This window comes from Parabacteroides sp. Marseille-P3160, assembly GCF_900162725.1.
Classification (GTDB): Bacteria; Bacteroidota; Bacteroidia; order Bacteroidales; family Tannerellaceae; genus Marseille-P3160.
The window spans coordinates 3388769-3403786 of sequence record NZ_LT799418.1 but is presented as its reverse complement, the minus strand read 5'-3'; the positions used below and the strand labels follow the sequence as shown (position 1 = coordinate 3403786).

General features: G+C 48.0%; 12 protein-coding genes. All 12 read left to right on the top strand.

From position 1 onward, the window contains the following. The first annotated feature begins 34 nt into the window (after positions 1-34). On the top strand, positions 35-694 hold the full coding sequence (locus tag BQ8014_RS13670; protein ID WP_200814466.1) for a DedA family protein: 660 nt from the start codon (positions 35-37) through the stop codon (positions 692-694). A 166-nt stretch (positions 695-860) separates the two neighbouring features. Beyond that, a complete protein-coding gene (locus BQ8014_RS13665; protein ID WP_080904828.1) occupies positions 861-1388 on the top strand; it encodes an RNA polymerase sigma factor in 528 nt (175 codons plus the stop codon). Positions 1389-1391: 3 nt separating this feature from the next. Continuing rightward, the gene (locus BQ8014_RS13660) at positions 1392-2672 is read left to right on the top strand and encodes a porin family protein (RefSeq protein ID WP_080904827.1); all 1281 of its coding nucleotides are present in this window, start codon (positions 1392-1394) and stop codon (positions 2670-2672) included. Positions 2673-2720: 48 nt separating this feature from the next. Next, a complete protein-coding gene (locus BQ8014_RS13655; protein ID WP_139785131.1) occupies positions 2721-3521 on the top strand; it encodes a BFO_2992 family lipoprotein in 801 nt (266 codons plus the stop codon). A gap of 94 nt (positions 3522-3615) precedes the next feature. Next, positions 3616-4410, top strand: a complete 795-nt coding sequence (locus BQ8014_RS13650) for a BFO_2992 family lipoprotein (protein ID WP_080904825.1) — start codon at positions 3616-3618, stop codon at positions 4408-4410. Between the two features lie 50 nt (positions 4411-4460). Further along, positions 4461-5027 carry a Yip1 family protein gene (locus tag BQ8014_RS13645; protein WP_080904824.1) on the top strand — a complete coding sequence of 189 codons (567 nt, stop codon included), beginning with the start codon at positions 4461-4463 and terminating at the stop codon, positions 5025-5027. Between the two features lie 12 nt (positions 5028-5039). Continuing rightward, positions 5040-5501, top strand: coding sequence for an SsrA-binding protein SmpB (smpB, locus tag BQ8014_RS13640; RefSeq protein WP_080904823.1), 462 nt, complete (start codon positions 5040-5042; stop codon positions 5499-5501). Between the two features lie 54 nt (positions 5502-5555). Next, positions 5556-9257, top strand: a complete 3702-nt coding sequence (gene metH / locus BQ8014_RS13635; protein ID WP_080904822.1) for a methionine synthase — start codon at positions 5556-5558, stop codon at positions 9255-9257. A gap of 79 nt (positions 9258-9336) precedes the next feature. Next, positions 9337-10338: a DUF3810 domain-containing protein gene (locus tag BQ8014_RS13630; RefSeq protein ID WP_087880557.1), complete on the top strand. Its 1002-nt coding sequence runs from the start codon at positions 9337-9339 to the stop codon at positions 10336-10338. Positions 10339-10471: 133 nt separating this feature from the next. After that, a complete protein-coding gene (ileS, locus tag BQ8014_RS13625; protein WP_080904820.1) occupies positions 10472-13900 on the top strand; it encodes an isoleucine--tRNA ligase in 3429 nt (1142 codons plus the stop codon). Between the two features lie 116 nt (positions 13901-14016). After that, a complete protein-coding gene (locus BQ8014_RS13620) occupies positions 14017-14397 on the top strand; it encodes a TraR/DksA family transcriptional regulator (RefSeq protein WP_080904819.1) in 381 nt (126 codons plus the stop codon). A 1-nt stretch (position 14398) separates the two neighbouring features. Next, complete coding sequence (locus tag BQ8014_RS13615; RefSeq protein WP_080904818.1) at positions 14399-15016, top strand: lipoprotein signal peptidase; 618 nt, start codon at positions 14399-14401, stop codon at positions 15014-15016. The last annotated feature ends 2 nt before the right edge of the window (positions 15017-15018 follow it).

Below are 15018 nucleotides of genomic sequence, written 5' to 3'. Positions count from 1 at the left end.
TTGCGGCGGATAAAAAAATAATGGAATGGAATTTATTAATTTTCTGATTGATTTCGTACTGCATATCGATGTACATCTGGCTGAATTGATTTCCCTTTATGGAGTCTGGGTTTATGCAATCCTTTTTATTATCATCTTTTGTGAAACGGGGCTGGTTGTCACGCCTTTCCTGCCGGGAGACTCACTACTGTTTGTCGCCGGCGCACTGGCTTCCTTGCCGGGCAATGACATTAATGTGCACCTGATCGTTCTCTTCCTGATGATCGCCGCTATTCTTGGGGATGCATCCAACTATATGATAGGGAGGTTCTTCGGGGAGAAGCTGTTCAGTAACCCCAATTCAAAAATATTCAAGCAAAGTTATCTGGAGAAAACGCATCACTTTTATGAAAAGCATGGAGGAAAGACAATTATACTGGCCCGCTTTATTCCGGTCATCCGTACATTTGCGCCCTTTGTCGCAGGAATGGGGCACATGACTTACCATCATTTCGCTGCGTTCAATATTGTCGGCGGAATGGTTTGGGTGCTGTTATTTACCTATGCCGGTTATTTCTTCGGTGGGATGGAATTTGTGCAAAAGCACCTTGAAATACTTATATTCGCCATCATTTTTATCTCTATTTTACCGGGAATATTCGAAATCATGCGGAATAAATACAAATCTTCACATTCGAAAGACAGGATTAAATAACTGTAATTAATCTTATTCGTTGAAAAAAATATAACTTTGCATGTGGCAGAGAGAAAAAAGAAAAAAACTTTTTTTCGAACCAATGCAGCGTTTTGAAAAATAAAAACATCTTAAGAATAAAGGGCAATAGGGCAGAGGTCCTTATCGCCCGATTGATCTGGACTGAATGAATGAACAGCAACTGATAGCAGGTTGTCGGAAGGGGAATCGGTTGGCTCAGAAAGAGCTCTATGAAACATACTCCCGTAAGATGCTCGGTGTTTGCCTGCGTTACGTGAACGACAGGGAAACAGCAAAGGATATTTTACAAGAGGGTTTCATAAAGATCTTTATCCATCTGGACTCCTATTCGGGAGAAGGTTCATTTGAAGGTTGGATGCGTAAGATTATGGTAAATACGGCGCTGGAATATCTACGTAAGTCGGATGTCCTGCGCGAAGCGGATGATCTGGATCATTCCTGGGAACTGGTCGAACCGGATGCTTCTACCATTTCGAAGCTTTCGGCTGCCGACCTGATAAAGTTGATAGAAGCGCTTCCCCCCGGTTTCCGGGTCGTGTTTAATTTATATGCGATCGAAGGTTATTCGCATAAGGAGATCAGTGAAATATTGCATATTACGGAAAGTACCTCGCGGTCGCAGTATGCGAGAGCGAGACAACTATTACAGATGAAGGTAAATGCCTTACAATAGAAGATGAAAAAAGAGAGAGACGAATTTGATGATATATTTCGTTCGAAATTACACAATTTCGAAGCTGAAACGGATCCTGGGGATTGGGAGGCTATTGCCGAGCGGTTGCCGCAAGGTGGAAGAACCGTTCCGATACATCGCTTCCGTCGCTATTGGGTTGCAGCCGCTGTTATTCTCTTGCTGATTGCTTCGGGAGAGATTTATTATTATATGATGAAGACTTCCGAGCCTGTCACCGTTGCCGAAATGGAGCTGTTAAAGCAACCGCCTGCAACGCCGCAGCCGGAAACGGCTACAGGAGCTGTTTCTTCCGGCGCTAAAGAATTGTTGGCCGAGTCCGGACAGCCGGACAAAGTGGAGAAACAACTTTCGAACGTTCAAACCTATTCTGTAGTAAAGCGGTCGTTGGCGCCGGCGGACCGAAAGGCGGAACCGGCTGTGAAGGCAATCGATGCGGTTGAAAGAGTTGCGGAATCGTCCGGAAGGATGAAGGAGAAAGAGGAGGAGGTTACCAAAGAAAAGGAAGATAAGCCTGCAACTCCTGTTATTTCTTCTACGGAAAGCCGGCCGTTGATTGCGGACGCCTTGGACGCCGGGCAGAAAGCCGGTAAACGTAAAAGATGGGGCTTTGGCATGGGAGCCGGAAGCTATTCAACCGGAACGGATCAGTTGGTGAGTGGTTTCGTATTGAAAAGCAGCAATATACCGCAGATGGATAAACAACTGGAGTTTCTGAATTCCCCGAATTTTTATACGGATCAGGAAGCTCCGAAGACGAATATAGAACATAAGAGATCTCTTTCGTTCGGTTTAGGGGTCAGTTATTCCTTAACGGACCGTTGGGCTTTGCAAAGCGGATTGACTTATACTATGTTGTCTTCCGAATGGGAAACCAATAAGGAGTATCATGCCGAATTGAAACAGAAGATACACTATCTGGGCATTCCGTTGGGCATCACTTATAAGATAGCGGAATGGCAACGTTTCCAACTTTATGGGACGGCCGGTTTCCTTTCGGAATATAAACTGACCGGAACATTGAAGACTAAAATCTATTCGGGGGAAGAGATAATCGGGATGGACAGTGAAAAAATACATATGAAGCCATGGCAGTTTTCCATCAATACAAGGGTTGGAATCAGCTATCCCATCCTGCGTTTTGTCAGTGCATATGTCGAAGGCGGAGCGATCTATTATTTCGATAACGGAAGTTCCATCGAAACGATTCGTACCGAGAAACCTTTTGATGTAAACATGCAGGTCGGCTTACGGCTGGGCTTTTAAATAATAACAATAATAACAGAATAGAAATCACAAATTAAAAATCAGACAATGAAAAAGAAAGTATTGTATGGAGCAACCTTCCTTGTTGCTATTATGATGATGTTTACCTCGTGCCTGGGAGATGGGGACAATCAAATTTCATTAAACAACCAGCCCGGGGTAATCCGATTCGATATGAAGACATTTAAAAATGTTATGGATACAGGATACGGACCGATCTATAATCCGATTTTCGATAACTCCTCGAATTTTCAAGAAGGCGGTTGCTATCTGGTTAGTTTTACGCTAAATCAAGACCGGGTGGAAAACAGTAACGGACAGGCAGCGGCAAACGGTTATTATACGGTTGATTTATTGGCTAGTCCTACTCTTATAGAAAAGGGCATGACTTTTTCTTCCATAAGAGATACAACGGAAGTCTATCCGGACGAACAAGCCTTGACAAGTGCCATCGTCAGCTCCGGAGAGGGTCAGTACATGTTTTTCTATGTAAACGGTTATGCCTTTATTCAATCCTACTTCACGGGTTTGAATAAACAGGAAACGGCTTGGGAGTTATCTTATAACGGATCAGTATCATCATCGATGGTCGAAGTGGATGGAAAGCACGTCTATGATCTTTATCTTCGGGCAACGATTACAAAAGAGGGCTCTACTCCTTCGGAAGATTTTGCTCCTATCAATGCTTATTACATAAAAGGTTATGTTGATCAGATCAATCAAGCTGAGCAAAACAATTCGGCTGGAGCCTTTTATTTTCGCATAAATTATATTAAAAGTATAAAGGATGGCGTCGCCACCTGGGGGCAATCCGGCTTGATGGGCTTTGGCGTAACCAAAGAGGAATAAGAGCTTATTCGGAGATTAGTAGAATTTGGAAAGGGACGGCTGTTGGGTTGTCCCTTTTTTTGTTTTACCTTTGTTCCTGGTTAAAGGGTCCGGAATGAAAAGAAAAAAATATAGTTTGGTCCTATTTGCATGCCTTGGTTTGCTCTTGATTAATTCTTGCGGGAATGGGGAATACGAAGGTAAGATGGTCGCAAATCAAATCGGCGTGGTGGTTGATGACCTTGCATCTGGAAAGCAGTTGATGGAGCTCTACGGCTACGGAACGATTTATGACCCCCGCTTTGATACGGAGTTGCGAAAGGATAGTTGTTACCTGATCAATTTCAATATCGACACCTTAAGTTCGGAGAATTCCCCGGCTTCGGTGGATGCGAACGGGTATAAGACTGTCAGAATGCTGGATGTCATTCCGATAGACCGGGGAGTGATCCGGGAGCTGCCGGCTTCCGATACGGCATTGGTTTATGAGAACGAGCAGCTTATCGCGAATCCGATAGGGGCCTCTTATGCTTATCATGACAGAGGGCGTTTGATACTCTTTACCTCTTACCGAAAATACCCCGAACAGGCTTCCAACTGGATTCTTTCCTACGATCCGGAGAACCGGATGAGCGACACGAACGGGAAAAGCCTTTATACGCTTTATCTTCGTTCGACGATCGAATGGTTACAGAAAGATCCTAATGATTCCACGCGTACCCTGACGGCTGTTTCCCCCAATGCATTTGATATAAAGTCGTTTATGGATCAGATTGAGACGGATGAGGCGGCAAAGGGACGCTCCGAATTTTATTTCAATATCCGCTATTTGTCTGCAGCAAAAGTGGAAAATGATACCCTGCGCCTGACATGGAGCACGACCGATTCTCTTTTATTTCGGGTGAAATAAAGATTATAGCTGCTTATTTTATACTTTTGTAGCCTATAGTCAAGATAAATATGTATAAAGAGATATTAAAGTGGGTTATTGAACTGACTTCCCGTCCGGCAAAAGCTTGGGAGGCGTTAAGTCTGCGGAAGGATAAGGACGGTGATTTTCTGCGCCGTTTTATTTATCCGATCATAGCTCTTATTACGATAGCCGCTTTTCTCGGCGTATTATTTACGCGGAAGGAGTTTGATTTTCAATTGGCGTTGAAATCTGCCATCAAGGCGTTTGTGACGACTGCCGGAGGATTTTATCTGGGCGCCTATTTCCTGAATGAAGCCTGGCGTAGCTTTTTCAACCAAGAAAAAGACATGAAACTTTGCCAGCGTTTTGTCGGATATTCTTCTTCCCTGATGTTTGCATTAAATATTGTGCTGACGTTGCTTCCCGAATTCTTTTTTCTTCAGATATTTGTGTTGTATACCGTCATGATTGTCTGGGAGGGAGCAGAGCCGTATATGGGAGTGAGCGAAAAGGATCGGATGAAATTTGTGGCTATCGCAACCGCCATTATCTTGTTGACGCCGTTATTGATCGGCTCGCTTTTATTCCTGCTGATGCCGGGCTTGCGTTTTTGATAACTAATAATCATGAAAGAGAAAATCAGTAATAATATACAAATCAAGAATAAGAAAGCGACTTTTGATTACGAGTTGCTGGATACCTTCGTTGCGGGGATTGTCCTGACCGGTACGGAGATCAAATCCGTCCGCCTCGGGAAGGCGAGCCTTGTGGATACTTTCTGCATCGTGGAGCGGGGCGAAGTATGGGTAAAGAATATGTATATTGCGGAATATTTTTATGGGACGTATAATAACCATTCTGCCCGCCGCGACCGGAAATTGTTATTGAATAAGAAGGAGATAAAGAAAATAGAGGGCGAATCGAAAAACGCCGGCTTTACCATTGTGCCGACGAAATTGTTTATTAATGAAAAAGGATTGGCTAAGGTTATCGTTGCCATTGCCAAAGGTAAAAAAGAATATGACAAGCGGGAGTCCATCAGGGAACGTGATGACAAACGGGAGATGGACCGCGCTTTTAAACATTAAAAGGGAAGAGTGATTTTTATACTCATTGGTGAGTAGTTATCAACATCCATCGCTATGACAAAAAGAGAAGCATTTATTAAGCTCCTTCAGGAGCGTATATTGATACTGGATGGTGGGATGGGAACCATGATCCAAGGATTTAAACTAAGCGAAGCGGACTATCGCGGGGAGCGGTTTGCCGACTTTCCCGGTTCCCTCAAGGGAAACAATGACCTGCTTTGCATCACCCAACCGGAGATCATTGCCTCCATTCACCGGCAATACCTGGACGCCGGGGCGGATATCTTTTCCACCAATACGTTCAATGCGAACGCCATTTCCATGGAAGATTACGGGATGCAGAGCTATGTCCGTGAGATGAATCTGGCAGCCGGAAAATTATCCCGCGCCCTCGTCGATGATTATACGAAGGAACATCCGGAGCGGACAGTCTTCATCGCCGGCTCGATCGGGCCGACTAACAAGACGGCTTCGATGAGCCCGGACGTGAGCGATCCGGCTTACCGGGCGGTAACCTATATGGATCTATACCGCGCCTATAAAGAGCAGGTCGAAGGCCTGGTGGACGGAGGCGTGGATATCATCCTTTTCGAGACAACATTTGATACCCTGAATGTCAAGGCAGGGCTGGAAGCGGCCGATACGGTAATGAAAGAGAAGAACCTGGACCTTCCGATCATGCTTTCCCTCACGCTGACCGGCTTGGGAGGGCGCACCTTTTCCGGCCAGACACTGGCGGCATTCCTTGCTTCCGTACAGAATACGAATATCGTATCCGTCGGTTTGAACTGTTCCTTCGGAGCGGCTGAGATACGGCCGTACCTGGAAGAGTTGGCCGCGATTGCGCCTTATTATATCAGTACCCACCCGAATGCGGGACTGCCGAATAGCTTCGGAGCCTATGACGAGACGCCGGAAAAGATGGCCGGGCATGTCCGGCCCTTTATTGAAGAACAGTTAGTCAACATTATCGGAGGGTGCTGCGGTACGACCCCGGCGCATATCGCTTATTATCCCGGCTTGCTGAAAGGTTCCAAGCCTCATGTCCCCGTCGCCCGCCCGAAATCCTTATGGCTGTCCGGGCTCGAGTTACTGGAAATCAAAGAGGGAACTCCTTTCGTTAAAATCGGCGAACGGTGCAATGTGGCCGGTTCCCGTAAGTTTCTCCGGCTGATCAAAGAAGGTAATTACGAAGAAGCGCTGACCATTGCCCGCAAGCAGATTGACGACGGTGCAGACATCATTGATATCAATATGGACGACGGCCTGCTGGACGCACAAAAGGAAATGACGACCTTCCTGAACCTGATAGCCGCCGAGCCCGATATCTCCCGCGTACCTGTGATGATCGATTCCTCCAAATGGGAGGTGATCGAAAACGCATTGATGTGCGTACAAGGGAAAAGCATCGTGAATTCCATCAGCCTGAAGGAAGGGGAGGAAGTCTTCCTGCAACATGCGGCGCGCGTTCGCCAGTTGGGAGCTGCCGCGGTTGTCATGGCCTTCGACGAAACCGGTCAGGCCGATGTCTTCGAACGGAAGATCGCTGTCTGCGAGCGAGCGTACCGTTTGTTGGTCGACAAAGTGGGCTTCAATCCGGAAGATATTATCTTCGATCCTAACGTACTGGCCATTTCGACCGGTATGGAAGAACATAACGGCTACGGACTGGATTTTATCCGCGCCGTCGAATGGATCAAGAAGAACCTTCCGGGAGCGAAGGTGAGCGGAGGAGTCAGCAACCTGTCTTTTTCCTTCCGAGGCAACAACTTCCTGCGTGAAGCAATGCACACGGTTTTCCTGCATTATGCGATTGAACAGGGAATGGATATGGGGATCGTCAATCCGGCAACTTCGGTCCGGTTTGGGGATATCGAACCGGGTTTCCGTACGTTGCTGGAAGATTTGATACTCGCCCGTCGTCCGGAAGCCGCTGAAGAACTGACCGCTTATGCGCAGGAACTGCAGGAAAAGGAAGGCTCCGCCGGCAACGGGATCTCTCCGGAAAGAGATGCCTGGCGCAAGCTTCCGGTAGATGAACGCCTGGAACATGCCCTGATAAAAGGAATCGGGGATTTTCTGGAAACCGACCTCCAGGAGGCTTTACAAAAATATAGCCGCGCGATTGAAATCATAGACGGCCCATTGATGAAGGGAATGAACAAGGTGGGCGACCTGTTCGGCGATGGAAAAATGTTCCTTCCCCAGGTTGTCAAGACAGCTCGTACGATGAAAAAGGCAGTCGCCATCCTGCAGCCAGCCATCGAGGCGGAAAAGTCGGCCGCCGCTTCGGCCAAAGCCGGTAAGATGGTTTTCGCCACGGTGAAAGGAGACGTGCATGATATCGGGAAAAATATCGTATCGATCGTTTTGGCGTGCAACAACTATGAGGTGATAGACCTCGGCGTGATGGTTCCGGCCGAGAAAATCGTTCAGACGGCGATCAAGGAAAAACCGGACTTTGTCTGCCTTTCCGGCCTGATTACTCCTTCGCTTGACGAGATGGTACATGTCACTGACCTGATGCAGGAGGCCGGCTTGAAAATACCGATTATGGTCGGCGGGGCAACGACTTCCCGCCTTCATACGGCCTTGAAGATCGCCCCACATTATAAATCCCCGGTCTTTCACGCCCTGGATGCTTCCCAGAATCCGCTCATTGCGGCGAAAATGCTGAATCCGGCGACAAAAGAGCGTTATATTGCCGAAACTAATGCGGAATACGAAAGGTTGCGGCTTTCTTTTGAGAAGAAAGAGGTAAAACTGGTCTCCCTGGCCGAAGCGCGGCAGCATCCGCAGCCGGTTGACTGGCAGTCTTATGCACCGCTTATCCCTTCGCAATCGGGAGTGCAGTTGATTCCTTCCATTCCCTTGGAAGTGATCATTCCCTATATCCATTGGCCTTTCTTTTTTACTACCTGGAAAATGAACGGCAAGTACAGTGACCTGACAAACGTGGAACCCAGCGAAAGCGGACGCCAAGCCTGGCTGGACGAATTCCCGAAGAAGGATCGCGAAAAAGCGGAGCAGGCAATGAGCCTGTATTTCGATGCGCAGGACTTGCTGAAGCAGTTGGTGGAGGAGAAGGTCGACTTCTGCAAGGCGGTCTATGGATTCTTTCCGTCCGTAAGCGACGGCGATACGATCCTGATCGGCGACGAAACCTTACCGGTCCTGAGACAACAGTCACGGACGAAGGATAACTTCTATAAATCACTGGCGGATTTCATCCTTCCGAAATCTGACGGACGTACGGACTATCTCGGAGCTTTCTGTGTGACGGCAGGCTATGGCGCCGACCAGTGGGAGGAGAAATTCGAGGGGGAAGGCGACCCGTACCGTTCGATGCTGCTTCAGACCGTAACCGACCGTTTGGCCGAGGCTGCGGCGGAATACCTGCACATGAAGGTGCGCCGTGAGTATTGGGGATATTCCAGGGACGAAAACCTTTCTATTCCCGACCTTTTCCGTTGCAAATACCAGGGCATCCGTCCGGCGATCGGATATCCTTCTCTGCCGGACCAGTTGGAGATCTTCACCTTGGACAAGCTGCTGAATCTTTCGCAGATCGGAGTTCAGTTGACGGAGAACGGGGCGATGGTTCCTACCGCTACCGTGAGCGGCCTCTATTTCGCTCACCCGGATGCCAATTATTTCATGATCGGCCCGATCGACGAGGAGCAGTTGAAGGATTATTGTGCGCGGCGGAACCTGCCTGAAGAAGATGCACGGCGAATGCTCAATAAAAATATTTAACGGCGTGATAAATCTGTCGGGAAAGCGGCGCATCCGCCTTATCCTCTTGGCCTCCCTACTTATCCTCCTATGGGTGGTGATGGGGATTTCCGGGGGAGGGGAAGTATATGCGCGCCGCATCTATCCGCTATTTTACGCCCTTCTCACCCCTTTTTCCTCTTTTTTCCCCTTTTCAATCGGCGATTGTTTTATCTACGGTAGTATAACCGGGCTGCTCATTTATCTGGTTTGCTCGTTATTCCGGCGAAAACCTTTTGGGAAGGTATTGCTGAATATGGTTGAATATCTGGCATGGGTTTACGTCTGGTTCTATTTGGCCTGGGGATTAAATTATTTCCGACAGGATTTTTACCGGCGTACACAGACACCCTATGCTTCTTATACAGTCGACTCGTTCCGGAGTTTCCTAACGGATTATACTGAGAAACTGAACCGCTCCTATGTCTCGGTTCCTACGTTAGACCGGGAACAGGTGCGAGAGGAGATCGGCGCGCTTTATCCGACATTGGCGAAATCTTTCCATCTCTTAGAACCGGACGCTTACCTCCGTTCCAAACCGATGCTGTTTACCTCCCTGATGAGTGGAGTGGGAGTCCTGGGCTATATAGGCCCTTTCTTTCTCGAATATCACATAAACAGTGAACTGCTTCCCGAGCAATATCCTTTTACCTGCGCCCATGAAATGGCGCACGTGTTGGGAGTCAGCAGCGAGGCGGAAGCCAACCTCTGCGCCTACCTGATTTGTACGGGCGCCGACGATCCGGCGATCCGTTTCAGCGGATATTTTTCGCTGTTGCCTTACGTCCTCGACAACGCTTGCCGATTGCTGGGGGAAAAGGAGTTCGGCGAATGGACGGATTGCATCCGCTCCGAAGTCAAAGTCGCCTACCGGGATAAGGCCGCCTATTGGCAGGCGCGTTATAATCCGGTGATCGGAAAGATGCAGGACGTCGCCTATAATCTGTTTCTGAAAGGGAATAACATCCCCTCCGGTCAGAAAAACTATTCGGAAGTCATCGGCTTGTTGATATCCTTTTCCCGCTATCGACCGAATGGTTTGATGCAAGGGGTGAGCCGGTAAACCGGGGATACGGATATGAATTCCGCCGATGAAAATCCGGAGCGCCGATTTTGCGGTTGGAATACTTATTTGTCATATTCGGTTAAAAGCGTTAACTTTGCGGCGTCTTTAAGAAGCGATAATAAATAATCCTATGAATAACAAGTTTGCCGAGTATTCGAAGTTCGACTTGTCTGACGTGAATAAGCAGGTGTTGGAACGATGGGAGAAAGAAGATATCTTCCATAAAAGTCTGGAAATCCGTGAGGGACATCCCTCTTTTGTGTTTTATGAAGGCCCTCCTTCAGCGAACGGTATGCCGGGTATCCATCATGTGATTGCACGTTCGATCAAAGATATTTTCTGCCGTTACAAGACCATGAAGGGGTTTCATGTCAAACGGAAAGCCGGTTGGGATACCCACGGCCTGCCGGTTGAACTGGGCGTGGAAAAGTCTTTGGGGATCACGAAAGAAGATATAGGCAAGAAGATATCGGTAGCCGACTACAACGCTGCCTGCCGGAAAGATGTCATGAAGTACACCCGCGAATGGGAAGACCTGACCAAGAAAATGGGTTATTGGGTGGATATGGATGATCCGTACATCACCTATGACAACCGCTATATCGAAACTCTCTGGTGGCTCTTGAAAGAACTGTATAAGAAAGGATTGCTCTATAAAGGTTATACCATCCAGCCCTACTCTCCGGCGGCGGGAACCGGTTTGAGCACGCACGAGCTGAACCAACCGGGGTGCTATCGGGATGTAAAAGATACGACGTGTACGGCACAGTTCCATATTCTCGATCCTAAGCCGGAGATGGCACAGTTCGGGGAGGCTTTCTTTCTGGCCTGGACGACAACGCCTTGGACACTTCCTTCGAACACTGCTCTTTGCGTAGGACCGAATATTACATATGTGGCTGTTCAGTCCTATAATCCCTATACCGGCTTGCCGATAACCGCCGTGTTGGCGAAAGATCTGCTGGCTTCCTATTTTAATCCGAAGGCCGTAGCATTGCAGTTGTCCGACTATAAACACGGGGATAAACTGATCCCTTATCGGGTTGTCGGCGAATGGAAAGGCTCCGAATTGAAGGGGATGAAATACGAGCAATTAATCCCTTGGGTAAATCCGGGAGAAGGCGCCTTCCGTGTCATTACCGGTGATTTTGTAACGACGGAAGACGGTACCGGCATCGTGCATATCGCTCCGACGTTCGGTGCGGATGATGACCGTGTGGCGAAAGCGAACGGCGTTCCGCCTTTGATGTTGAAAGACAAGGACGGCGTAATGCGTCCGATGGTGGACCTGAAGGGAAAGTTCTTCTTGCTGGCTGATCTGGATCCTGTGTTCGTAAATAAAAGAATGGATAAGGAGCTTTACGATATCTACGCCGGGCGGTATGTGAAAAATGCATACGACGATACGCTGACCGATCAGGATGAGACACTGGATATCAGTATCTGTATGATGCTGAAAACCCAGAACCGCACTTTCCGTATCGAGAAGCATGTGCACAGTTATCCGCACTGCTGGAGGACGGACAAGCCGGTCTTGTATTATCCCTTGGACAGTTGGTTTATCCGTACGACTGCTTGCCGCGAGCGGATGATCGAACTGAATAATACGATCAACTGGAAGCCGCAGAGCACCGGTACGGGGCGTTTCGGCAAATGGCTGGAAAACCTGCAGGATTGGAACCTGAGCCGGAGCCGTTACTGGGGGACGCCGCTGCCGATTTGGCGTACGGAGGACGGAAAGGAAGAAAAATGCATCGGTTCGGTAGCTGAACTTTATGATGAGATCGAGAAGTCGGTGGAAGCTGGTTTCATGGAATCGAATCCCTATAAGGGAAAAGGCTTTCAACCGGGCGAGTATACAAAGGAAAATTACAATACGATCGATTTGCATCGTCCTTATGTGGACGATGTGATCCTGGTTTCGGCCAGCGGAGCTCCGATGAAACGGGAAAGCGACTTGGTCGATGTATGGTTCGATTCCGGTTCGATGCCGTATGCACAGATCCATTATCCGTTTGAGAACAAGGAAATCTTCGACCGGAGAGAGGTCTATCCGGCTGATTTTATTGCGGAGGGAGTCGACCAGACGCGCGGCTGGTTCTTTACCTTGCATGCCATCGCGGCTATGATCTTTGATAGTGTCGCCTTCAAGGCGGTTGTGTCCAACGGGTTAGTGCTGGATAAGAACGGAAATAAAATGTCCAAGCGGTTGGGTAATGCCGTCGATCCGTTCGAAACGATCGAACATTACGGTTCCGATCCATTGCGTTGGTACATGATAACCAACGCTTCGCCGTGGGATAACATAAAATTCGATGTGGAGGGTATCGAGGAGGTACGCCGCAAGTTCTTCGGGACACTGTACAATACCTATTCCTTCTTTGCCCTCTACGCCAATGTGGACGGTTTCGACTATCAAGACGGGGAGGTTGCTTGGGAAGAACGGCCGGAGATTGACCGTTGGATCCTTTCTTTACTCAATACATTGGTGAAAGAAGTGGACGGCTTTTACGATACATACGAACCGACCCGTGCCGGACGGGCCATCTCCGACTTTGTCAATGACAACCTGAGCAATTGGTATGTGCGTCTGAACCGCCGCCGTTTTTGGGGAGGCGGCATGACGACCGACAAGCGTTCCGCTTACCAGACTTTATATACTTGCCTGGAAACCGTGGCGAAGCTCATGGCGCCGATCGCACCGTTCTATGCCGACCGGTTATTCCTGGATTTGATCTCAGCCACCGGACGGGAAAAGATCGCTTCCGTCCACTTGTCGGATTTCCCGATATGCCGGGAAACTTACATCGACAAGAAACTGGAGGAACGGATGCAACTTGCACAGGATATTTCGTCCATGATCCTGGCGTTGCGCCGGAAAGTGAACATCAAAGTGCGCCAGCCGCTGCAAACGATCCTGATTCCGGCGTTGGACGAAGATCATAAGGAAAGTATTGCAGCCGTGAAGGATCTGATCCTGAACGAGGTGAATGTAAAGGAACTGAAGTTCGTAGATAATGCCAAAGGAATATTAGTCAAGAAAATCAAGCCGGACTTCAAGAAGTTGGGCCCCCGCTACGGGAAGATCATGAAATCCTTGGCCGCAAAGGTTCAGGAAATGACGCAAGATGAGATTGCATCGCTCGAATCGAACGGAGCGTTTACCTTTCAGGTGGACGGACAGGAAGCTGTGGTCGAGCTGACGGATGTCGATATCGTATCGGAAGATATTCCGGGCTGGCTGGTTGCCAACGAAGGACGCCTGACGGTGGCCCTGGATATTACGGTCACACCGGAATTGAAGAAGGAAGGGCTGGCCCGCGAGTTGGTCAACCGTATCCAGAACCTGCGTAAAAGTAGCGGATTGGAAATAACAGACAAGATCAAGGTAATCCTTCTGTCTAATGAGGAAATCGACGGAGCGGTAGAGGCCTACAGAGATTACATTGCCAATCAGGTGCTTGCCGTCTCCATCAAGATCGAAGACATCGTTTCCGAACCGACGGTTCTTGATTTCGAAGATTTTCAGGTGATGCTGAAAATCAAAAAAATAGAGTAGGTCGGATCTCCCGAACAAAAGAAGGAATACTTTGTTATATGTGAATAAATAATATTGCTTATCTTTGGATAGCGATGCGATGACAGTTAAAAATTATAATTAGAAAAACTTGAATTATGGCTGAGAAGACAAGATATTCGGATGCTGAACTGGAAGAGTTCCGTTCCATTATACTGGAGAAATTGGAGGTTGCGAAAAGAGATTATGAACTGTTGAGATCCGGTGTAACCAATTCGGATGGAAACGATGTATCGGATACTTCGCCTACATTTAAGGTATTGGAAGAGGGGGCGGCTACCTTGTCGAAAGAAGAGGCCGGTCGTCTGGCGCAACGCCAGATGAAGTTCATTCAGAACTTGCAAGCAGCTCTGATCCGGATAGAAAACAAAACTTACGGTATCTGCCGCGAAACGGGCAAACTGATACCCAAAGAGAGATTACGCGCCGTTCCTCATGCTACATTGAGTATTGAGGCTAAACAAGGAGGTGCTAAGTAATATGGGCGGCTCCAAAGGAAAAGGAGCAGTGTTAGTCATAATACTGCTCCTTCTTCTTGACCAGTCGCTGAAAATCTGGATCAAGACGCACATGCAACTCCACGATAGCATCGAGGTGACTCCTTGGTTCTATCTTTATTTTACCGAAAATCCGGGAATGGCTTTCGGAATCGAACTTATCGACAAATTGTTCCTTTCCATCTTCCGGATTATAGCGGTCGGATTTATCGGCTATTATCTTTATATACTGGTGAAAAAGAATTATTCTTTCGGTTATATCACCTGTATTTCCCTGATATTTGCCGGAGCGTTGGGAAATATCCTTGATTCGGTCTTTTACGGTGTGATTTTTGATCATAGTTACGGGCAGATAGCGACGCTTTTCCCCGAAGGAGGCGGATATGCGGGCTGGTTGCACGGTAAAGTGGTCGATATGTTTTATTTCCCATTGATTCAGACTGTCTTGCCGGATTGGCTTCCCATCTGGGGAGGGAAAGAGTTCGTTTTTTTCCGTCCTATCTTTAACTTGGCGGATTCATCTATTTGCGTGGGTGTTTTTCTGCTTCTGATATTTTATCGCCGTACTTTGTCGGTCAGCCTTTCGAAAGAGAATAAATAATG

Excerpts from the sequence above, each read along its gene's own strand:
- BQ8014_RS13665 (WP_080904828.1), top strand. The coding sequence starts at position 861 with ATGAATGAACAGCAACTGATAGCAGGTTGTCGGAAGGGGAATCGGTTG.
- ileS (WP_080904820.1), top strand. The coding sequence starts at position 10,472 with ATGAATAACAAGTTTGCCGAGTATTCGAAGTTCGACTTGTCTGACGTG.
- BQ8014_RS13650 (WP_080904825.1), top strand. The coding sequence starts at position 3,616 with ATGAAAAGAAAAAAATATAGTTTGGTCCTATTTGCATGCCTTGGTTTG.
- metH (WP_080904822.1), top strand. The coding sequence starts at position 5,556 with ATGACAAAAAGAGAAGCATTTATTAAGCTCCTTCAGGAGCGTATATTG.
- smpB (WP_080904823.1), top strand. The coding sequence starts at position 5,040 with ATGAAAGAGAAAATCAGTAATAATATACAAATCAAGAATAAGAAAGCG.
- BQ8014_RS13615 (WP_080904818.1), top strand. The coding sequence starts at position 14,399 with ATGGGCGGCTCCAAAGGAAAAGGAGCAGTGTTAGTCATAATACTGCTC.
- BQ8014_RS13655 (WP_139785131.1), top strand. The coding sequence starts at position 2,721 with ATGAAAAAGAAAGTATTGTATGGAGCAACCTTCCTTGTTGCTATTATG.
- BQ8014_RS13630 (WP_087880557.1), top strand. The coding sequence starts at position 9,337 with ATGGGGATTTCCGGGGGAGGGGAAGTATATGCGCGCCGCATCTATCCG.
- BQ8014_RS13660 (WP_080904827.1), top strand. The coding sequence starts at position 1,392 with ATGAAAAAAGAGAGAGACGAATTTGATGATATATTTCGTTCGAAATTA.
- BQ8014_RS13620 (WP_080904819.1), top strand. The coding sequence starts at position 14,017 with ATGGCTGAGAAGACAAGATATTCGGATGCTGAACTGGAAGAGTTCCGT.
- BQ8014_RS13645 (WP_080904824.1), top strand. The coding sequence starts at position 4,461 with ATGTATAAAGAGATATTAAAGTGGGTTATTGAACTGACTTCCCGTCCG.